A 19,553-nucleotide genomic window follows, 5' to 3' on the forward strand; every position below is an offset into this window, starting at 1 on the left:
GAAAGTGAGTTGGTCAGAGCCCTAGAGTGCCCACACTAGAGCGAGTAGTACTCCCCAGGCCATCAGGCCGAAGGCGATGACCGTATAGGTCGCCGACATCACCATCACGTCGGCCTCCTCGCGTTCGGCCAGTGCCTGTAGGCCGTGATAGACCAGCCCGCAGGAGATCATCAGTGCCAGCAGCACGCCGCTGACGATGAAGAGCATGTCGGCAACGAACAGCGTCAGCGCAGAGAACCACAGCGGCAGCGGCACCATGGCCGCCAGCAGATAGGCGTCGTGCAAGGAAATTTTCAGGCGGTGTGCGCTCGCCACGCCGTGGATCAGCCAGCCCATGATCAGGAAGGTGATCAGCTCGGCGCTGAGCAGTACCGGGGCGATGAGCGCCCAGGGGCGCTCGGCCAGGCCCGCCAGCAGGGCGTCGCCGTGCCGGTGAATGGCGTAGTGCAGCATCACCGGAGGCAGCAGCGACAGCGGCAGTACCAGGCGCAGGACCAGGGCGTTGAGGGAAGGGCGCTCGCGGCGCAGTTGCTGCCAACCACCTTCATGGGTGAAGGGCAGTTGCAGGATATGGTTGATATCCATCAAGGGGCTCTCGCGTCAGGAAAATATTATAGTTTTCCTTGGTTTAGCGCCGAGACGAGAGCCTGTCAAGAGCCCCTTTCTACAACCCGATGCGATGCGCTCTGTTCGTGAAGAAAATCCCACTCGGCGACTCGGCCGGCAGCCTGGCCAGCTCCTCGAAGGTTCGGGTGTCGTAGACCACCACCTGGTTGCTGTCGCGCGCCGAGATCCAGATGTGCTCGCCGCGGGGAGTGAACTCCTTGTGCAGGATCGACTCGCCCGGCTCGAGGGTCTGGATCACTTCCAGCGTCTGGGTATCGATGACCTGCACCCTGTTGTTGTTGGGGTGGGCGAAGGTGACCCACACCTGGCGTTCGTCGGGGCGGCTCATGACGAAGATCGGCTGGCCATGCACCGCGATGCGCCGGGTCAGCGACCAGTCGGTCGTATCGGCCACCAGCACCTCGCTGCGCCCCACGGCAGGGAAGAAGGCCCGGTTGCCGGCCATGGCCCAGCCCTCGAGATGGGGCATCTTGTACACCGGCAAGCGCTCCTCGCCCTGGCCGTAGTCGGGCAGGATGCGCTGCACGCCGTTTTCCGGGTACCACAGGTCGAGCAGGGCCATGCCATCCTCGCCGAACAGGCCGGCGATGTAGTAGCGGCCGTTGGGGGTGATCAGGGCGTCGTAGGGCATGCTGCCCACGTCACGGAACTTGGTCAGTTCAGGCTCGGGCGTGGACATGTCCAGGGTCCAGATCTCGCCGGCCTCGAACAGGCTGAAGACGAAGACGTTGCCCGGCACGTCGACCACACCCACCACCTTGGCCTGGGCGCTGCTGCCATCGGGTTTTTCGTAGGTGGCCGGCACGTCGATGACGAGCTCCATGGTCTCGGTATCGAACACCTTCACCCCACCCGGCTCGTAGTTGCCCACCGCCACGAAGCGCCCGTCCTGGGAGATGGCGCCGCCGATGCTGTTGCCGCCCTGAATGATGCGCCCGGCGATCTCGCCGCTGAGCAGATCCAGCTTGGTCAAGCCGCCGTCGCGGCCGAAGACGAAGGCATAGCGCGCATCGCGGGTGAACTTCACCGAGGCGTGGGAGAGATCGCCGAAGCCTTCGATATGGCGCAATACCGTCTTCGCACTGGTGTCGACCAGCGCCACGCTGCCGGTGGCCCGCTCGATGACCACGCCAAGATCGCCGGTGCCGCGCAGCTCTCCGTTCCAGACCGGAGTCTCGGCCAGGACCTGACCGGTGGTAAGCAGGGCCAGGGCGCCGGCGACAAGCAGTGTCTTGAGAGGGTGGGCAATGGGCATGGCGGATCTCCGGGTCAGTCCTGCTGCAGCGATTCCAGACGGTTGTCGGTACGCAGATGCTCGGCCAGCCAGCGCGCCTCGGCGTCGCTGAGCAGCGCCTTCCAGCCCGGCATCGCGCTGCCGGGGATACCGTGCTGGATGATGTGCGCCAGCGCCTCGACGCTGAAGCCTTCCATGCGGTCACGCGGCAGCGCCGGACCCAGCCCGCCGCGCAGGGTCATGCCGTGGCACGAGCCGCAGTCCTGATAGAGCAGGGTCTCCAGCTCGGCCTGGCGTTGGGGGCTGAGTGCGTCGCCGCTCGCCAGGGCCGGTAGAGCCAGGGCGGCACAGATCAGCATTGGCAGGGCCGGCAGCTTCATGCAGCACCTCGTGCGGCAGCGTAATGATGGGGCGCGCAAGGAGCGCACCGTCGCCGCAGTGTCCCGTCCCCGGCAAGGTGCTGCCTTGACCGTCATCAAGCGATTGGCAAGTCGCTCGACTCTTTTGACTTGCGTCAACGGCACGTCCGATGGCGGCTTTCGGGACTGATGTGGCATGTAAGATACCGCTTAAGATCATGCTTCCATCGGCCTGCCCGGTAACTGTCCATGGCTGTACTCGACTCACTCGACCGTCGCCTCATCGATGCCTACCAGCGCGGCCTGCCGCTCTGCGAGCGACCCTTTGCTGTCATGGCCGAGCGCGTGGGGGCGAGCGAAGCGCAGGTGATCGAGCGGCTGCAGGTCCTGCAGCAGGGAGAAGTGCTGAGCCGAGTGGGGCCGGTGTTCGACCATGCCCGCGCCGGCGCCAGCCTGCTGGCCGCGGTGGCAGTGCCCGAAGCCGAGCGTGACGAAGTGGCGGCTGCGATCAATCGCTCGCCTGGCGTCAACCACAACTACGCAAGAGAACACGACTTCAATCTCTGGTTCGTGATGGTGGCAGCCGACGAGATCGAGCTCGAGGCGCGGCTGGAGGCGCTGGAAGAAGAGCTGGGGCGCCCGTTGCTGCGCCTGCCGATGGTCGAGGGCTACCACATCGACCTCGGCTTCCCGATTCCCTGGGCCGAGCTGGAGGCCACATGACGCCGCTTTCGTCACCTTTCATCGCCTCTCATGCCTACCCGGCGTCACAGCGGTTGCGCTCACTGCTCGAGCACGGCCTGCCGTTGACCGAGCGCCCCTGGCAGGCGCTGGCCGAACAGTGCGGCATGAGCGAAGGCGAGGTGCTGGCCTGGGTCGAGCGCTGGCAGGGCGAAGGCCTGATCAAGCGCATGGGGCTGGTGGTCAGGCATCGTGCCCTGGGCATCCGCGCCAACGCCATGGTGGTCTGGGACCTGCCCGACGCCACCGTGGCCGAAGTGGGACGGCGCCTGGCAGCGGAGCCTGCCGTGACGCTCTGCTACCGCCGCCCGCGGCGCCTGCCCGACTGGCCCTACAACCTGTTCTGCATGATCCACGGCACCCGGCGCGACCGCGTGCTGGGTGCGCTCGATGAGATCATCGAACGCCTGGGGTTGCAGGCTATTCCCCATCGCGTGCTGTTCAGCTTGAAAGCCTACAAGCAGTGCGGCGGTCGCTATACCCGCGAGGAGCAGTCATGAGCGTCGCGCGTGCCCACCGGCCCGAGCCGGTAGAACTGGACGGCGCCGACCGGCGCATCATCAACCGCCTGCAGGATGGCTTGCCGCTGGTCGAGTCACCCTACGCCGCCGTGGCGGCCGAGCTCTCGCTCTCCGAAGGGGAGCTGCTCTATCGCCTCGAGCGGCTGCTGGAAGCGGGCGTGCTGAGCCGCTTCGGCCCCATGTACCACGCCGAACGCCTGGGCGGCGGGCTGACCCTGGCGGCGCTGGAAGTGCCGGAAGCCGACTTCGAACGGGTTACCGGAGCGGTCAACGCTTTCCCCGAAGTGGCCCACAACTACCGCCGCGAGCATCGGCTCAACATGTGGTTCGTGCTGGCCACCGAGACCCCCGAGCGCATCGGTGAGGTAATCGAGGCGATCGAGGCCGCCACCGGCCTTGCGGTATTCAACATGCCCAAGCAGGAGGAATTCCATGTCCGTCTCCACCTGCCCGTCTAAGCCGATGGCCACTGACGTATCGGACGGCCTGGACGATCTCGATCGCGCCCTCATCGTGGCTACCCAGGCGGGTCTACCACTGGTGCCGGACCCCTGGGGAGCGGTGGGCAAACCGCTCGGACTCAGTGGCGACGAAGTGCGCACACGCATGCAGCGCATGCAGGCGAGCGGCGTGATTCGCCGTATCGCTGCGGTGCCCAATCACTACCGCCTGGGCTACCTGGCTAACGGCATGACCGTATGGGACGTGGACGATGCGCACATAGAGCGGCTGGGGCGCGAAGTGGCGGCCATCCCCGGCGTGAGCCACTGCTACCGCCGCCCACGACACCTGCCCGAATGGCCCTACAACCTGTTCGTGATGCTGCATGGCAAGAGCCAGGCCGAGGTCGAACGCCAGGCCGAGTCGCTGCGCGAACTCCTCGGCGACGCCTGCCGCGACCACCGCATCCTGTACAGCTCCCGCATTCTCAAGAAGACCGGCCTGCGGCTCGCTCGCCGACCCGGTCCGCCGCGCTGAGGTTCGCTCGCGCCAGAGGAGGTTTCCATGTTTCGCGTCACTCGCTATGTCAAGTCGCTGCTCGAGCCATCAACCCACGGCCTCGAAACCGGAGGACCGCCGCCCAAGCCTCCCGGCCCGGTAGTGATCTGGAATCTGATCCGGCGCTGCAACCTGACCTGCAAGCACTGCTACACGGTGTCGGCGGATATCGACTTCAAGGGCGAGCTTTCCACCGAGGAGGTCTTCACCGTTCTCGACGACCTCAAGCGCTTCCGCGTGCCGGCGCTGATCCTCTCCGGCGGCGAGCCGCTGATGCGGCCCGATATCTTCGAGATTTCCCGGCGCGCCAAGGAGCTGGGCATCTACACCGGGCTTTCCACCAACGGCACCCTGATTAACGAGAGCAACATCGCGCGCATCGCCGAGTGCGGCTACGACTACGTGGGCATCAGCATCGACGGCCTAGAGGCCACCCATGACGAGTTCCGCCGCCGCCAGGGGGCGTTCCGCGAGTCGATGCATGCCGTCAAGCTATGTAAGCAGCACGGCATCAAGGTGGGGCTGCGCTTCACCCTGACCCAGCACAACTACGAGCAGCTCGACGCCATCCTGGCACTGATCGACGAGCATGACGTCGACAAGTTCTACCTCTCGCACCTCAACTACGGCGGACGCGGCCATCGCCATCGCAAGCAGGACGCCTGGTACCAGATGACCCGTGACGCCATGACCCGGTTGTTCGACCACTGCCGGGCCGAGCTCGAGCGCGGCGTGGAGCGTGAGTACGTCACCGGCAACAACGACGCCGACGGCCCCTTCCTGCTGATGTGGGCCCGCGAACACTTTCCCGAACGGGCCGAGGAGCTGGAGCGGCGTCTGATCCACTGGGGCGGCAACGCCTCGGGCGAGTACATCGCCAACATCGACAACCTCGGCATGGTGCATCCGGATACCTTCTGGTGGGACCACGACATCGGCAACGTGCGCCGGCGGCCGTTCTCCGAGATCTGGCGCGACAGCCAGGACGAACTGATGCAGGGCTTCCGCCAGCGTCCGCGCCCGCTCAAGGGGCGCTGCGGCGACTGCCGTTATCTCTCCATCTGCAACGGCAATACCCGGGTGAGGGCGTGGAAGGTGACGGGAGATCCCTGGGAAGAGGATCCCGGCTGTTACCTGAGCAACGAGGAGATCGGCGTCGAACATGGCCGGCAGCGTCGCGTGGCGGCAGCCTACGATGCCATCCAGGCCATCGAGCTGTAGGCCCCATAGAACACGAAAAAGAGAACACGAAAAAGACCGTTGACGCTTCGGGGAGAGGCCGACCATGACACTTCATCGCCATTCGCGACACCTGGGCTTCGCTCTCGACGAGGCACCGCTGGCCCCCGGCGAGGTCGCCATCGTCGGCGCCGGCCCCGGCGACCCCGGCCTGTTGACCCTGCGTGCCCTGTCGCTGCTGCAGCAAGCCGACTGCCTGGTCTTCGACCGGCTGGTGTCCCAGGAAATACTGGCACTGGCCCGACCCGAGGCGAAGCAGTACTACGTGGGCAAGGCCTCGAGCCACCATTCGCTACCCCAGGAGGAGACCAACGCCCTGCTGGTCAAGCTGGCCCGAGAAGGCCAGCGCGTGTTGCGCCTCAAGGGCGGCGACCCCTACATCTTCGGTCGCGGCGGCGAGGAGGCCGAGTACCTGATCGAGTGCGGTATCGGCTTTCGCGTGGTGCCGGGCATCACCTCGGCCTCGGGCTGCTCCAGCTATGCCGGCTTCCCGCTCACCCACCGCGATCATGCCCAGAGCGTGACCTTCGTCACCGGCCACGCCAAGGCAGACGGCGAGCTGGCGCTGGACTGGGCCGCCCTGGCGGTGCCTCACCATACCGCGGTGTTCTACATGGGCCTGGCCAATGCCGCGCTGATCAGCCGCGAACTGCAGCGCCACGGCCTGCCGGCGGATCATCCCGTGGCCCTGGTGGAGCGTGGCACCACGAACGAACAGCGCAACGTGTTTGCCACCCTGGGCGACCTGGTGGAGGTGATCGAGCGTGAGGCGCTCAAGCCGCCGACCCTGATCGTGGTGGGCGAGGTGGTGAGCCTGGCCGCGACCCTGGCCCCGGGCATGACGCGCTTGTCCCGCAGCGATGTCGATATCGAACCCGCCTTGGTCATGGGGAGGGCAGTGCTGTGAAGATCACCAAGCTGCTGCTCGGCGCGCTAATCGGCCTGGCCGCGCCCGCCCTGCCGGCGCTGGCCGATGAGCCCGACCCCAACATGCTCTACAACCAGCACTGCTCGGTGTGCCACGGTGTCAGCCGCCTGGGAGGCATCGGCCCCGCGCTACTGCCCGACAATCTTTCGCGGCTCAAGCACGCCGAGGCCATCGAGGTGATACGCGACGGCCGCCCGGCTACCCAGATGCCGGCCTACGGCGCACTGCTCGGTGACGCGGAAATCGCCGCCCTGGCGGAGTGGATCTACGAGCGACCGGAGGTCGAGCCGAGCTGGACCGACGCGGACATACTGGCCAGCCATATCGTCAACCACGCCCACGGCACGCTGCCCGACGCACCGGTGTTCGAAGTCGAGGACCTCAAGAACCTGTTCCTGGTAGTGGAGATCGGTGACCACCACGTCAGCCTGCTCGACGGTGACAAGTTCGAGCGCATCGCCCGCTTCCCCAGCCGCTACGCGCTGCACGGCGGGCCCAAGTACTCGCCCGACGGTCGCTACGTCTACTTCGGCTCCCGCGACGGCTGGGTAACCAAGTACGACATCTACAATCTCGAGGTCACTGCCGAGGTGCGTGCCGGCATCAACATGCGCAACATCGCGGTCTCGGCCGACGGCAACTACGTGCTGGCCGGCAACTACCTGCCCCACACCCTGGTGCTGCTCGATGCGCGCAACCTCGAGCTGATCGCATCCATTCCGGTGGAAGGCCTCAACGGCGAGACCTCGCGGGTCAGCGCCGTCTACACCGCGCCACCGCGCAACAGCTTCGTCGCTGCCCTGCGCGACATTCCCGAGGTGTGGGAGATCCGCTGGCCCGAGGAGCGTGCCGCGGGCGACGAGGCGCTGGTCGGCGACTTCTCCCTGCACCGCATGGAGGCGCCGGACTACCTCGACGACTTCTTCTTCGACATGGAGTACCGCTACCTGGTCGGTGCCGCCCGCGGCGGCAAGGGCGGGCAGGTGTTCGACATGGATGAGGAGGTCAAGGTCGCCGACCTGCCGCTGGAGGGCATGCCGCACCTGGGTGCTGGCATCACCTGGCAACTGGATGGCCGCCGGGTGATGGCGATTCCGCACATCGACAAGGGCCAGGTCTCGGTGTTCGACATGAGCGACTGGTCGCTGGTCACCCAGATCGAGACCGACGGCCCCGGCTTCTTCATGCGCAGCCACGAGAACTCGCCCTACGCCTGGGTGGACGTCTTCTTCGGCCCTAACCACGACCGTATCCACGTGATCGACAAGCGGACCCTGGAGATCGTCGAGACGCTGATTCCCGAGCCGGGCAAGACCGCCGCCCACGTGGAGTTCGACCGCCGCGGCGAGACCCTGCTGCTGAGCATCTGGGACGACGACGGCTACCTGCTGTGGCTCGACGCCAACACCCTGGAAGAGCTGGGCCGCATGCCGATGCGAAAGCCTTCGGGAAAATATAACGTGTGGAACAAGACGCAGTACGAGGAAGGCACCAGCCACTAGCAATCATTGGCTGCGCGGTCATTAAAAAGAAGCATTCTTGATACTGGTCATGAAGCCGCCCGGCGTGAGCCCGCATACTGGATTCGTCCAACCATTCAAGTCGGGTATGCCGCCATGAACACTTCACCTCCCGCTCCCCGCCAGCCGCGCCTTCCACTGGCGCGGTTGGCATTTCGCCCCTTCTTCCTGCTGGCGTCGTTGTTCAGTGTGCTGGCGATGGTGGTGTGGTTCGCGTTCTGGCACGGCGACATCCTGCTGCGCCCCCACGGTGGGCTGATGTGGTGGCACCAGCACGAGATGATCTTCGGCTTCGGTGCCGCCGTGGTGGTCGGCTTCCTGCTCACCGCGGTGCAGAATTGGACCGGCAAGAAGAGCGTGAGCGGCGCACCGCTGCTCGGTCTGGTAGCGCTGTGGCTGGCGGCGCGGCTGGCGTTGGCGTTTCCCGTGGGGCTGCCGGCCTGGTTGCTGATGACCCTTGACCTCGCCTTCCTGCCGCTGGCCGCGCTGGTCATGGCGCGCCTGGTGGTGGCAGCGAAACTGTGGCGCAACCTGATGTTCGTGCCGGTACTGCTGCTGCTGGCCGGTGCCAACCTGGCCATGCACCTGGGGGTGACCCAGGGCAAGCTGGCGCTGATCCGTGAGGGGGCCTACCTCGCCGTGCTGCTGATCGCCGTGCTGATGGTGCTGCTCGGTGGGCGGGTGATTCCCTTCTTCACCTCGCGCAAGCTGGGCCGGCCGCAGCCGGCCCCGATTCTCTTATTGGAGAAGGTGACCGTGCTGTCGATGGCTGCTGTGGTACTGCTGCAGCTGGCGGCACTGCTCGGCGTGACGGTGCCAGGAGTTCTGCTGGCGGCGGTGATGCTGGTGGCGGCAGCGGCCAGCCTGGTGCGCCTGGCGCGCTGGGAAGGGCATCTCACCCTGCGCGAGCCGCTGCTGTGGGGGCTTCACCTCAGCTACGCCTTCGTGCCGCTCGGCCTGGCGATGTGGGCCATGGCGCTGTTCGGGGCCTTCCGCGTCGAGCTGGCCGTGCACGCCCTGGCCATCGGGGGCATTGCCGCCATGATGCTGGCGATGATGGCGCGGGTCTCGCTGGGGCACACCGGGCGCGAGATCCGCACCCTGCCGGGTATCGGCGTGGGCCTGGGCTTGATGTTCGCCGCCGCCCTGCTGCGCGCGCCGATTCTCGCCATGTTTCCGCAGATCACCCACTGGACCTACAACCTGAGCATCATCTTCTGGTGTATCGCCTATCTCATCTTCCTGTTTCACTATACGCTGCCGCTATTGAGTGCCCGCGTAGACGGCCAAGAGGGATAAGGCGGCCAAGAGGCTAGGCGGGCGAAAGGGATAACCGGAGCCAGTCGATGATCGAACACTATGCATTGATCAAGCACCTGCATATGACCACCGCGGTATTGAGCATTACCTTCTTCATCGTGCGGGCCTGGTGGTCGGTGCGCGAGGTCACGCTGCTGCAGCGGCGCTGGGTCAGGATCCTGCCCCACGTCAACGACACGCTGCTGCTGGTGCTGGGCATTACGCTGATGACGATGCTCTCCATGTGGCCGCAGCATCATCCATGGCTTGCGGCCAAGCTGCTGGGGCTGGTCGGCTACATCCTGCTCGGCACCGTGGCGATCAAGCGCGGGCGCACGCCCATGACCCGCGGCCTGGCGGCGCTGGCCGCCATCGTGGTGTTCGTCTACATCATGGGCACGGCCATGACCAAGGATCCCTTGTTCTTCCTGCCGCTTTGATGCGCCGCTTTCTTCGCCAGACCGGGCCTCTATACTGAAGCCTGGCGAGACATTCACGACAAGACGAGGACAACCGTATGGCCAATCACGATCTTCCCTCCGGTGCCGGCAAGGTCGCCGACGACTACCCTGAGGTATGGCGGGCATACGCCTCGCTGGGCAAGGCGTGCGCCGAAGCCGGCCCGCTGGACGACCGTACGCGACGCCTGGTCAAGCTGGCGCTGGCCGTGGGTGGCGGTTCTGAAGGAGCGGTGCACTCCCACATGCGTCGCGCCATGGACGAAGGCATCGAGCCCGAAGCCTTGAAGCAGGTGGCCATGCTGGCGATCCCCACGCTGGGGCTGCCGGCCGGGGTGGCGGCTTTGACCTGGATCGAAGATATCACCGACATGAAACGCTGAATCTCCCACCGGCGGGCCCGCTCCGGCCCGCCGTGCGACATTCCACCGCCCCCGCGTCAGCCCCGCTAGTTCGCCGCTTCTGCCGTTCATCACCGCCGATTTGACGAAGATCAATGCTGCCCCCTTCCCGTGGCAGTACTCTTAAGATGCATTGAAAATGCTTGTTTAAGGGGTGGGGCTCGCCGACTTCGGTCGCAGGTCCCTTAAGTGTCACTAGCGAGGGGGAAAGGCCCATGACCGAAGGCCTCACCAAGGCGGCGGCCCGTAACATCTTCTACGGCGGCTCGCTGTTCTTCTTCCTGCTGTTTGCCGCGCTGACGGCTCACAGCCATTTCTACATCGTCAACACCTCGACCCAGCCCTTGACGGACTCCGTTCGCCTGGGCAAGCACGTTTGGGAAGAGCACAACTGTATCAACTGTCACACCATCCTCGGCGAAGGCTCCTACTTCGCGCCCGAGATCGGCAACGTCTGGACCCGCTTCGGTGGCCACAGCAACCCCGAAGGCGCGCGCATGGCGCTCAAGGCGTGGATGAATGCCCAGCCCACCGGCGCACCCGGTCGTCGCCAGATGCCCGCGCACGACATCAACGACGAAGAAATGGCGGCCCTGATCGATTTCCTGGAATGGACCGATTCCATCAACACCCAGGGCTGGCCGCCGCATCCGGCCGGCTGATCCGCATTCCAGGCACCAAGGAGTCGAACGATGAAATACGAAACGCAGAAGGTGGCCCTGCCCTTCTTCATGCTGGCCATGGCGCTGTTCGCGCTGCAGATCGTCTTCGGGCTGCTGGCCGCGGCGGCCTACGTGTGGCCGCACTTCCTGTCCGAAGCGATGCCTTTCAACATCACCCGTACCAGTCATACCAACCTGTTGATCGTGTGGCTCCTGATCGGCTTCATGGGTAGCACCTACTACCTGATGCCGGAAGAGGCCGAGAACGAGATCTACAGCCCCAAGCTGGCCTACTTCCAGCTGCTGCTGTTCGCCATTGCCGGCGCCGGCGCGCTGATCAGCTACCAATTCGGCATCCACGAGGGGCGTCACTACCTTGAGCAGCCGCTGTGGTCGAAGCTGCTGATCACCATCTCGTTCCTGATGTTCCTGTTCAATACCAGCCTGACCATGCTCAAGGGCCGCAAGACCGCCATCAACATGGTGCTGATGCTGGGCCTGTGGCTGGCCGCGGTGTTCTGGCTGTTCGCCTTCTACAACCCCGACAACCTGGCGCTCGACAAGCTGTGGTGGTGGTGGATCGTGCACATCTGGGTCGAAGGCGTGTGGGAGCTGATCATGGCTTCGCTGCTCGGCTATCTGTTGATCAAGATGACCGGCGTCGACCGCGAGATCATCGAGAAGTGGCTCTACGTGATCGTCGGCCTGGCGCTGTTCTCCGGCCTGCTGGGCACCGGCCACCACTACTACTGGATCGGTACCCCCGGCTACTGGCAGCCGATCGGCAGCATCTTTTCCACCCTCGAAGTCATCCCGTTCTTCGCCATGGTGGTATTCGCCTTCTACATGTTCTGGAAGGGCAGCCGTAACCACCCCAACAAGGCCGCCATGCTGTGGACCCTGGGCTGTGCCGCCGTGGCCTTCTTCGGCGCCGGTGTGTGGGGTTTCATGCACACCCTGTCGTGGATCAACTACTACACCCACGGCACCCAGATCACCGCGGCCCACGGCCACCTCGCCTTCTACGGTGCCTACGTGATGCTGCTGCTGGGCATCATCACCTACGCCATGCCGCAGATGCGTCGCGTGCAGCCCTACAACCAGGTGCTCAACATGTGGGCGTTCTGGATCATGACCTCGGCGATGTGGTTCATGACCTTCACCCTGACCTTTGCCGGTGTCGTCCAGACTCACCTGCAGCGGGTATTGGGCATGAACTTCATGCAGGTGCAGGCACAGCTTGACCTGTTCTACGTGATGCGCTTCGGCACCGGCATCTTCGTGGCCATCGCCGCCGCCATGTTCTTCTACGCGGTCTTCGGACCGGCGCGCCAGCAGGTGTCTGCTCACGTCAAGCAGCCCTCCATCGTCGCCGCCGAGTGAGCCAGTGACGGGGCGGCACGCCGCCCCGTCCTATTCACCTCTTGGAGCTTCGCCATGTCTCATACCGCTACCGCCACCAAAGTCGCTTCCGCCTTCGAGCGGGACCTGCCCTACTACGAACCGGTCGGCAACGAGTGCGCGCTGTTCGAGCAGGCGTACCGGCAGCGTCTGCCGATGCTGCTCAAGGGGCCGACCGGCTGCGGCAAGACCCGTTTCGTCAGCCATATGGCGGCCAAGCTGGGCCGTCCGCTGTTCACCGTTTCCTGCCACGATGACCTGACCGCCGCCGACCTCACCGGCCGCTACCTGCTGCAGGGCGGCGAGACCCGTTGGGTCGACGGGCCGCTGACCCGCGCCGTGCGCGAGGGCGGTATCTGCTACCTCGACGAAGTGGTTGAGGCGCGCAAGGACGTCACCGTGGTGCTGCACCCCCTCACCGATGACCGCCGTATGCTGCCGCTGGAGCGTACCGGCGAGCTGCTCGAGGCGCCGGACGATTTCATGCTGGTGGTTTCCTACAACCCGGGCTATCAGCACATTCTCAAGTCGCTCAAGCCGAGTACCCGCCAGCGCTTCGTGGCGATGTCGTTCGACTTCCCGCCGCCCAAGGTGGAGTGCGACATCGTTGCCCGCGAGAGCGGCCTGTCGCACGAGCGCTGCGCTGCACTGGTCAACCTGGCCGGGCGCCTGCGCGAACTCAAGGGGCAGGATCTGGAAGAGGGTGTTTCCACCCGCCTGCTGGTCTACTGCGCCACCCTGATCAAGGCCGGCATGCCGATCCTCGAGGCCACCCGTGCGACCCTGGTCGAACCGCTTTCGGACGACTTGGACGTGCAGGAAGGCCTGATCGAGTCGATTCGCGCGACGTTCGGTTGAAGCACTCTACAGCGAGGGGCGTAGGGGGCAGGCCGAAGAGGACGTCCTACACCGCCTTCCCTGATCAGGAGATCGGTCATGCAGTTTCTTGAACTCGAAGAGTTCGTCGGTCGCCACTGGCATCGCTGGGCCTCCAGCGCCGCCAGCTATCAGCGCTATCCGGAAGCGGCCGTCTCCATGGAGCAGATGCGCCACGTGCTCGGCGTCTTCTTCCGCGCCAGCGGCGGCGAGGCGGGCGTGGAGGTATCGGCCATCATTGCGCGCAGCTCCCACCACCGCCTTTCTCTGCGCCAAAAGCTGGGCTTCGACGACGAGGCCATCGACCAGGCTCGGCGCGACGAAGAGAACCTGCTGCTGCCGCCACGTATCGACCTGTTCCCCGATGCCGAGCTGAACCGCGATCTCTACTTCTGGCTGGTGGCCTATCTGGCGGTGGCCAGCAAGCCAGTACCTCAGCGGGATCCGCTGCGCGACGACCTGGTTCGCCTGCGCGAGGCGGTGCGTGCCCGTGACGCGGCGCTCGAGCGCTTCCCCGGGCTTGCCGAACGCTATCGCCGACTGAGCCTGGCGCTGCTGGTGGTGCGTCCGGCCCGTAACCGTCTGCCGCCGATGGAGCTGGCGCTGGAGCAGACCCTGCGCGTGCTGCTCGGCGAAGAGCAGGCGCTGGAAGGCTGGGCCGCGGCGATGCATCGCGCGGTGCTTGACCCGTCACTCTCGCTGGAAGGGATCCATGCGCCGAGAGGCTACCGCCCGCCGCTGCCGGTTCCGCTGTGGGGTCAGGTAGTCACTCTGGGTACCGGGGCGGGCCGCGACGAGAGCCAGGAGGAGCCGGAAGAAGGCGAGACCAACAGCGCTCAGACCGTCAGCGACGGCAAGCGCAAGGCCGAACGCAAGCAGCAGGATCAGACCGAGCGCGACGATCCACTCGTCGCCAACCGCTTCGAGAAGATGCTCTCCTGGACCGAGATGGTGAACCTCAACCGCCTGGTGGAGGACAACGAGGACGAGGAAGCCAAGCGCGCCGCCGAGCAGATGGAGGAGATCATCCTCAGCCCGCACAAGCAGCGGGCGGCGACGCGCATCAAGGTCGACCTCGACCTGCCGCCGGACGAGGCGCTGGGCGAGCGACTGCGCGGCAAGCATACCTATCCGGAGTGGAACTACCGCAAGCAGATCTACCTGCCCGACCACTGCCTGGTGCACACCGAGCTAGCGAGCGAGGAGGGCGAGCAGTGGCAGCCCGACGCCGCTACCCAGCGGCGTATCCGCCGGGTGCGCCGCGAGTTCGAGGCGCTGCGGCCGCGTCGTGAGACCCTGCGCGGACAGTACGACGGCAGCGAACTCGACATGGATGCGGTGATCCGCTCGCGCTGCGACCTGGCCGCCACCGGCGAGTCCAGCGATCGGCTTTATCAGGCCACCCGCCAGCAGGCCCGCGACCTGGCCGTTTCCATCCTGGTCGACGTCTCGCTCTCCACCGATGCCTGGCTCGAGGACCGGCGCGTGCTCGACGTGGCCAAGGAAGCACTGCTGGTGCTGGGCCATGGCCTGGCAGGCTGCGGCGACGATTACAGCATTCACTGCTTCACCTCGCACCGGCGCCAGAAAGTGTGGGTCAACACCTTGAAGACCTTCGACGAGCCCATGAGCGAACGGGTATCCAGGCGTGTCTCGGCGCTCAAGCCCGGCCACTACACCCGCATGGGCCCGGCGATCCGCCACGTCACCAAGCAGCTCTCCGAACGCCCCAACCGGCATCGGCTACTGCTGCTGCTCACCGACGGCAAGCCCAACGACACCGACTACTACGAGGGCCGCTACGGCATCGAGGACACCCGCCGGGCGGTGCTCGAAGCACGCCAGCACGAGGTGCGGGTCTTCGGCGTGACCATCGACAGCGAGGCGCACCAGTACGTATCGCACCTGTTCGGTCGCGGCAGCTACGCCATCGTCAACCGGCCGGAGCATCTCTCGCTTGCGCTGCCGGGCATCTACCGTCAAATCATTGGCAACTAGGGGAGGTGGTAAAAAATGACCTTGAACCGTCCCGCCATTGCGCTGTGCCTCGGCCTGCTGGCCGCCTTCGCCGTGATCACCCCGCTGGCCTGGGTGATCAACACCCAGGACTGGGGCATCCTGATGATGTTTGTCGCGCCGTTCGCCGTCTACGGCCTGATCCGCCTGGCTCGGCGGCTGGCCGAGTGGGCTGGGGTAGGGCCACCACCTCCCACCTGCTGACCCCGACGTCACTACCACGGCAAACGGCGCCGCTATCCCCGATAGCGGCGCCGTTTCGTTCACTCCTCTCGAGGACGAAGGCTAGGCTAACTGGGCGACAAGATAGCCGGATGCCACCAGCGCCAGGGTAGCCAGCACCAGCCCGACGAAGGCGCCGCGCCAGGCGGGCGAGGCGTCGGCCAGACCCAGGTAGACCATCAGTACCCGGTGGACCTTGAAGAAGGTGGTGGCCAGCAGCAGGCCGGCCGACCACAGCGGCAGGGCGGCCAGACGGGCATCGCCGCCGAGCCGGGCGGAGAGCATGGCGACCAGCGTCAGCCCCATCAGCACCGCCCAGGTGATCAACAGCCGGCGAGTGGCATGCGTCATGTCGCTCATGGGCTCACCTCAGCAGGTAGATGATGGGATAGAGCAGGATCCAGATCAGATCGACCATGTGCCAGAAGGCGGCAGCGGTCTCCACGTTGTCGTGGGAGATGCGCCAGGCCACCAGGGCGATCAGCCCCAGGCCGAACAGCACGTGGGCGAAGTGGAACCCGGTCAGCAGGTAGTAGAAGGTGAAGAAGGTGTTGGTCTCGGGCATGAAACCCTGGCCAAGCTTGTCGGCGTACTCCATCACCTTGACCACGCAGAACACCACGCCCAGGGCAAAGGCCGCCCCCAGCCACTGGCGGCAACGGCGCTTGGCTCCACGGCTAATCGCCTGCACCGCCAAAGCGGCGAACAGCCCGCTGGTCAGCAGCACCATGGTATTGATGCCGCCGGCTACCGGGTCGAGCAGCTGCTGGGAGGCATCGAAGATCTCGCGCTCACCGGCACGCAGCCAGGCGAACAGCCCGAAGAACGCAGCGAACACCACCATCTCACTGAGGATCAGCACCCACATCAGCGGGTTGCCGGGTAGCGCCGAGAGCGGCCCCCAGCCCGGATTGGGCAGTGGCCGTGGGTGGGTCAACTCCTGGCGATCCGCCACTCAGCCCTCCGCGGCAATGGGCGTGCGTTCGAACTCGGCACGAACTGCCGGGGTGGTCAGCTTCCAGCCGGCCCAGGCGAACAGCACCACCAGAACCGTGGCGATCAGGATCAACAGCGCCAGCGCGCCGATCAGCCCCGCTACCGGATCCTCGGAGCCGGTCATATTGCCCGCCGCGTCGGCCATGAAGCCGAAGGTCAATGGGGTCAGCGCGGCACCGCCCAGCACGCCGACAAAGCCGGCACCTACCAGGCCGATGAAGGCAGGCCTGGCCCAGCGACGACGCTGCAACAGCGCTACGGAGAGCGCCAGGGTAATGGCGGCGCCTACCATCAGCAGGCCGGCCACGGTGCGGCTGCGCTCGATCAGCCAGGCCACGCCGCCGGTGAGCCCGCCGCTGCCGGCTTCCACGCCGAGCGAGGCGACCAGTGCCTCGCCGGGCAGCAGCGGCAGCGTGACCAGCGCCAAGACCAGCGCGGAGAAGGCGATGAAGCCCCAGGCCAGGCCGGTAACAGCGCCGGAGCGTGATGGCGTGAGGCGCAGTGTCGAGGCGGCGGTGTTCATGGGCGTGCTCCGGTAATCAATCTTCTAGCGAGACCTTGGCGCCGCCGAACAACAGGCTGCGTGGGTCGTCGATGGCGCGGTCGTGCATCAGGCGGTTGATGCCTACGCCGCAACGGCCCATGGTCCAGGCCAGGCAGGCGGTGAAGAAGCCGTAGCCGAGCACCCAGGAGGCCCAGGCAGGCGCCTCGACCAGCCCCAGCAGGTTCCATGCCCCAAGCGCTGCGGCGCCACCTAGTGCGCCCAGCCAGAAGGTGCGGATCTGGAACTGCAGGTGGCTGGCGACCCAGTCGGCGGCGCTGCGGCGACGCAGATGAGCGATCAGCACCCCGATAGGGGCGGTGACCACCGCCATGATGCTGCCCAGGTAGAGCACGTAGACGACCGCAGCGAGACCGCGGCCGCGGGTATCGAGGGGGGATTCGGCCATGTCGGCCTGGGTATTGGGATACGAGACGGTGGACATCGCTTCCTCCCGTAAGATGGTTAAAAAAGCATTTCATTTGCTTGTTATTGAGACTATGCCTGCTGCGACCTTGGCTGTCCTTGTCTTGGGTCAATGGCCGGCGCTTCGCTGGGATGAATTGAAGTCAAATGGGGCTAAAGCTTGCGCCATGCCTGCCGATAACACCTTCAATCCGGTACCACGCCAGTCTCGCCACCTTAGAGCGGACAGCGAGCAGTGCCGGATGCAGGACATAAAACTCAATCGATAAAGACAGTGGTGCAATGGACGCCGTACGACAGGGAATCGCCGGCTGCTTTACGCAGGCAACCGGCAGCAAGACCGTCGGCAGGGAACGCAGGCTGCCCCGCCTTATCTTCATGCCAGCCTTGCTGGCGCTGAGCTTGCCGACGGCACTTTTGGCACAGGATGCGACGCCGGACGAGGCGCTGCGCCGCCAGCAGGAGCGCGAGCAGGCCATTCAGGAGCGCGAACTCCCCCAGGCGGATATTCGTCTGTCGGTTCCCGTGGAGGAGCTCGATCGGCTGCCCGAGCAGGAAGCGCCCTGTTTCGTCATCGACGAGCTTGCCTTGCAAGGTGAGGAAGCGCAGCGCTTCGTCTGGGTACTGGACGCTACCGCCGGTGAGCGGGGTGAGGATTCTCCCATCGGCCGCTGCCTCGGTACCGAAGGCATCAACCTGGTCATGAAGCGCGCCCAGAACGCGCTGATCGAGCGTGGCTTCATCACCAGCCGCATCCTGCTGGAAGACCAGGACCTCAGCGCTGGCACCTTGACGCTGAGCCTGGTTCCCGGTCGCATCGCCGCCATCCGCGTCGCCGATCCCAGTCGCTCTCATGCCTCGCTGCGCAACGCCGTGCCCGCGCGGCAAGGCGATGTGCTCAATCTGCGTGACATCGAACAGGCGCTGGAGAACTTCCAGCGCCTGCCCTCCGTCGAGGCCGATATCCAGATCGCACCGGCGGATGCGCCGGGCGCCAGCGACCTGGTTATCGACTACCAGCAGGATTGGCGACTGCGCCCCTCGTGGACGGCCGACGACAGCGGTAGCGAGGCCACCGGGGAGTACATGGGCGGCGTCGGCATCTCCCTCGACAACCCCCTGAGCATCAACGACCTCTTCCATATCCACCTGGGGCGGGACCTCGGCGGCGGCGCTTCCGGGCCGCGTGGCAGTCGTAGCCACAGCCTCCACTACTCGGTGCCCTGGGGCTACTGGAGCCTGGCGCTCGACTACAGCGACCACGACTACTACCAGACCATCGCCGGCGCCTTCCAGGAGTACGTCTACAGCGGCACCAGCCAGCAGGCCGGAGTGACCCTGTCGCGCCTGGTCTATCGCGATGCTACCCGCAAGACCACGGTGTCCTTGGGTGGCTTCCAGCGCCGCTCGCGCAACTACATCGACGATATCGAGATCGAGATCCAACGCCGGGTAGTGGGCGGCTGGGAGGCGGGCATCGACCACCGCGAGTTCATCGGCCGGGCCACCCTGGACCTCGGCACCGCCTACAAGCGCGGCACCGGCGCCTTCGGTTCCCTGCCAGCGCCCGAAGAGGCATTCGACGAGGGCACCTCGCGCTTCCAGCTCATCTCCACCCATGCCGGGCTTACGCTGCCGTTCCAGGTGGGCAGCCAGGCGCTGGAGTATCGCGGGCGCTGGCGCATGCAGAACAACCTGACCCCGCTGACACCCCTGGATCGCTTCTCCATCGGTAGCCGCTACACCGTGCGCGGCTTCAACGAAGCCAGCCTGGTGGCGGAGCGGGGCTGGCTGGTGCGTAACGACCTGGGGCTGGCGCTGGGCAACAGTGGCCAATCGCTCTACGCCGGGCTCGATTACGGCCGGGTGGGCGGCCCCAGCACCGAATGGCTGCTGGGCTCGGAGCTCGCCGGCGCGGTGGCGGGCCTGCGCGGCACGCTATTCGGTCACCTGAGCTATGACGCCTTCATCGCCACCCCGGTGATGAAGCCAGATGGCTTTCGTACCGACCACCGCGACATCGGCTTCAGCCTCTACCTCTCGTTCTGATTGAAGTAACCGACATAACTGACATAAGCCACGCAGGG

The 19,553-nt window shown here is 65.7% G+C and carries 23 protein-coding genes; 16 read left to right on the plus strand and 7 right to left on the minus strand.

The genetic code is table 11. The features are described 5' to 3' along the window. Window positions 1-21: 21 nt before the first annotated feature. From SPH52_RS19325 to SPH52_RS19335, 3 genes are all read right to left on the minus strand, one after another. Window positions 22-585, minus strand: a complete 564-nt coding sequence (locus SPH52_RS19325; RefSeq protein ID WP_411796694.1) for a YIP1 family protein — start codon at window positions 583-585, stop codon at window positions 22-24. 79 nt (window positions 586-664) lie between these two features. Next, window positions 665-1,882 carry a cytochrome D1 domain-containing protein gene (locus tag SPH52_RS19330; protein WP_411796695.1) on the minus strand — a complete coding sequence of 406 codons (1,218 nt, stop codon included), beginning with the start codon at window positions 1,880-1,882 and terminating at the stop codon, window positions 665-667. Between the two features lie 14 nt (window positions 1,883-1,896). Continuing rightward, window positions 1,897-2,241: a c-type cytochrome gene (locus SPH52_RS19335; protein ID WP_411796696.1), complete on the minus strand. Its 345-nt coding sequence runs from the start codon at window positions 2,239-2,241 to the stop codon at window positions 1,897-1,899. Window positions 2,242-2,469: 228 nt separating this feature from the next. Here SPH52_RS19335 and SPH52_RS19340 point away from each other — a divergent pair, with 228 nt between their 5' ends. The 15 genes from SPH52_RS19340 (at window position 2,470) to SPH52_RS19410 (ending at window position 15,485) form a co-directional block, all read left to right on the plus strand. Further along, window positions 2,470-2,943 (plus strand): AsnC family transcriptional regulator, encoded by a 474-nt coding sequence (locus SPH52_RS19340; RefSeq protein ID WP_411796697.1) that lies wholly within the window; start codon window positions 2,470-2,472, stop codon window positions 2,941-2,943. Further along, window positions 2,940-3,461, plus strand: coding sequence for an AsnC family protein (locus SPH52_RS19345; protein WP_411796698.1), 522 nt, complete (start codon window positions 2,940-2,942; stop codon window positions 3,459-3,461). Before SPH52_RS19340 ends, SPH52_RS19345 begins: the two co-directional genes overlap by 4 nt. Then, window positions 3,458-3,940, plus strand: a complete 483-nt coding sequence (locus tag SPH52_RS19350) for an Lrp/AsnC family transcriptional regulator (protein ID WP_411796699.1) — start codon at window positions 3,458-3,460, stop codon at window positions 3,938-3,940. Before SPH52_RS19345 ends, SPH52_RS19350 begins: the two co-directional genes overlap by 4 nt. Then, window positions 3,915-4,460, plus strand: coding sequence for an Lrp/AsnC family transcriptional regulator (locus SPH52_RS19355; RefSeq protein WP_411796700.1), 546 nt, complete (start codon window positions 3,915-3,917; stop codon window positions 4,458-4,460). The genes SPH52_RS19350 and SPH52_RS19355 overlap by 26 nt, the downstream gene beginning before the upstream one ends. Window positions 4,461-4,487: 27 nt before the next feature. Further along, window positions 4,488-5,702 (plus strand): heme d1 biosynthesis radical SAM protein NirJ, encoded by a 1,215-nt coding sequence (gene nirJ, locus SPH52_RS19360; RefSeq protein ID WP_411796701.1) that lies wholly within the window; start codon window positions 4,488-4,490, stop codon window positions 5,700-5,702. A gap of 64 nt (window positions 5,703-5,766) precedes the next feature. Continuing rightward, window positions 5,767-6,627 (plus strand): uroporphyrinogen-III C-methyltransferase, encoded by an 861-nt coding sequence (cobA, locus tag SPH52_RS19365; protein ID WP_411796702.1) that lies wholly within the window; start codon window positions 5,767-5,769, stop codon window positions 6,625-6,627. Further along, entirely contained in the window at window positions 6,624-8,150 is a 1,527-nt protein-coding gene (locus SPH52_RS19370) for a cytochrome D1 domain-containing protein (protein ID WP_411796703.1), read from the plus strand. Before cobA ends, SPH52_RS19370 begins: the two co-directional genes overlap by 4 nt. Before the next feature lie 114 nt (window positions 8,151-8,264). After that, complete coding sequence (locus SPH52_RS19375; RefSeq protein WP_411796704.1) at window positions 8,265-9,467, plus strand: NnrS family protein; 1,203 nt, start codon at window positions 8,265-8,267, stop codon at window positions 9,465-9,467. Between the two features lie 47 nt (window positions 9,468-9,514). Further along, window positions 9,515-9,907: a SirB2 family protein gene (locus SPH52_RS19380; RefSeq protein ID WP_411796705.1), complete on the plus strand. Its 393-nt coding sequence runs from the start codon at window positions 9,515-9,517 to the stop codon at window positions 9,905-9,907. A gap of 77 nt (window positions 9,908-9,984) precedes the next feature. Next, window positions 9,985-10,308: a carboxymuconolactone decarboxylase family protein gene (locus SPH52_RS19385; protein ID WP_411796706.1), complete on the plus strand. Its 324-nt coding sequence runs from the start codon at window positions 9,985-9,987 to the stop codon at window positions 10,306-10,308. A gap of 233 nt (window positions 10,309-10,541) precedes the next feature. Continuing rightward, entirely contained in the window at window positions 10,542-10,988 is a 447-nt protein-coding gene (locus SPH52_RS19390) for a c-type cytochrome (protein ID WP_411796707.1), read from the plus strand. Window positions 10,989-11,018: 30 nt separating this feature from the next. After that, the gene (locus SPH52_RS19395; RefSeq protein WP_411796708.1) at window positions 11,019-12,371 is read left to right on the plus strand and encodes a cbb3-type cytochrome c oxidase subunit I; all 1,353 of its coding nucleotides are present in this window, start codon (window positions 11,019-11,021) and stop codon (window positions 12,369-12,371) included. 54 nt (window positions 12,372-12,425) lie between these two features. After that, a complete protein-coding gene (locus SPH52_RS19400; RefSeq protein ID WP_411796709.1) occupies window positions 12,426-13,247 on the plus strand; it encodes a CbbQ/NirQ/NorQ/GpvN family protein in 822 nt (273 codons plus the stop codon). Between the two features lie 78 nt (window positions 13,248-13,325). After that, the gene (locus SPH52_RS19405) at window positions 13,326-15,263 is read left to right on the plus strand and encodes a nitric oxide reductase activation protein NorD (RefSeq protein WP_411796710.1); all 1,938 of its coding nucleotides are present in this window, start codon (window positions 13,326-13,328) and stop codon (window positions 15,261-15,263) included. Window positions 15,264-15,278: 15 nt separating this feature from the next. Next, entirely contained in the window at window positions 15,279-15,485 is a 207-nt protein-coding gene (locus SPH52_RS19410) for a hypothetical protein (RefSeq protein ID WP_411796711.1), read from the plus strand. Between the two features lie 81 nt (window positions 15,486-15,566). On the opposite strand, the gene SPH52_RS19415 is transcribed toward SPH52_RS19410, so the two are convergent. From SPH52_RS19415 to SPH52_RS19430, 4 genes are read right to left on the minus strand one after another with little or no spacing between them, the layout of a single operon-like run. Next, the gene (locus SPH52_RS19415) at window positions 15,567-15,863 is read right to left on the minus strand and encodes a hypothetical protein (RefSeq protein ID WP_411796712.1); all 297 of its coding nucleotides are present in this window, start codon (window positions 15,861-15,863) and stop codon (window positions 15,567-15,569) included. A gap of 4 nt (window positions 15,864-15,867) precedes the next feature. Next, window positions 15,868-16,458 carry a cytochrome c oxidase subunit 3 family protein gene (locus SPH52_RS19420; RefSeq protein WP_411796713.1) on the minus strand — a complete coding sequence of 197 codons (591 nt, stop codon included), beginning with the start codon at window positions 16,456-16,458 and terminating at the stop codon, window positions 15,868-15,870. Next, complete coding sequence (locus SPH52_RS19425) at window positions 16,459-17,022, minus strand: hypothetical protein (RefSeq protein WP_411796714.1); 564 nt, start codon at window positions 17,020-17,022, stop codon at window positions 16,459-16,461. A gap of 16 nt (window positions 17,023-17,038) precedes the next feature. Further along, the gene (locus SPH52_RS19430) at window positions 17,039-17,485 is read right to left on the minus strand and encodes a DUF4870 family protein (RefSeq protein WP_411796715.1); all 447 of its coding nucleotides are present in this window, start codon (window positions 17,483-17,485) and stop codon (window positions 17,039-17,041) included. A 263-nt stretch (window positions 17,486-17,748) separates the two neighbouring features. On the opposite strand from SPH52_RS19430, the gene SPH52_RS19435 reads away from it, so the two are divergent. Further along, a complete protein-coding gene (locus SPH52_RS19435) occupies window positions 17,749-19,515 on the plus strand; it encodes a ShlB/FhaC/HecB family hemolysin secretion/activation protein (RefSeq protein ID WP_411796716.1) in 1,767 nt (588 codons plus the stop codon). Window positions 19,516-19,553: the final 38 nt, after the last annotated feature.

Origin of the sequence: Halomonas sp. A29 (assembly GCF_046723295.1) — a bacterium.
Taxonomy (GTDB): domain Bacteria; phylum Pseudomonadota; class Gammaproteobacteria; order Pseudomonadales; family Halomonadaceae; genus Halomonas.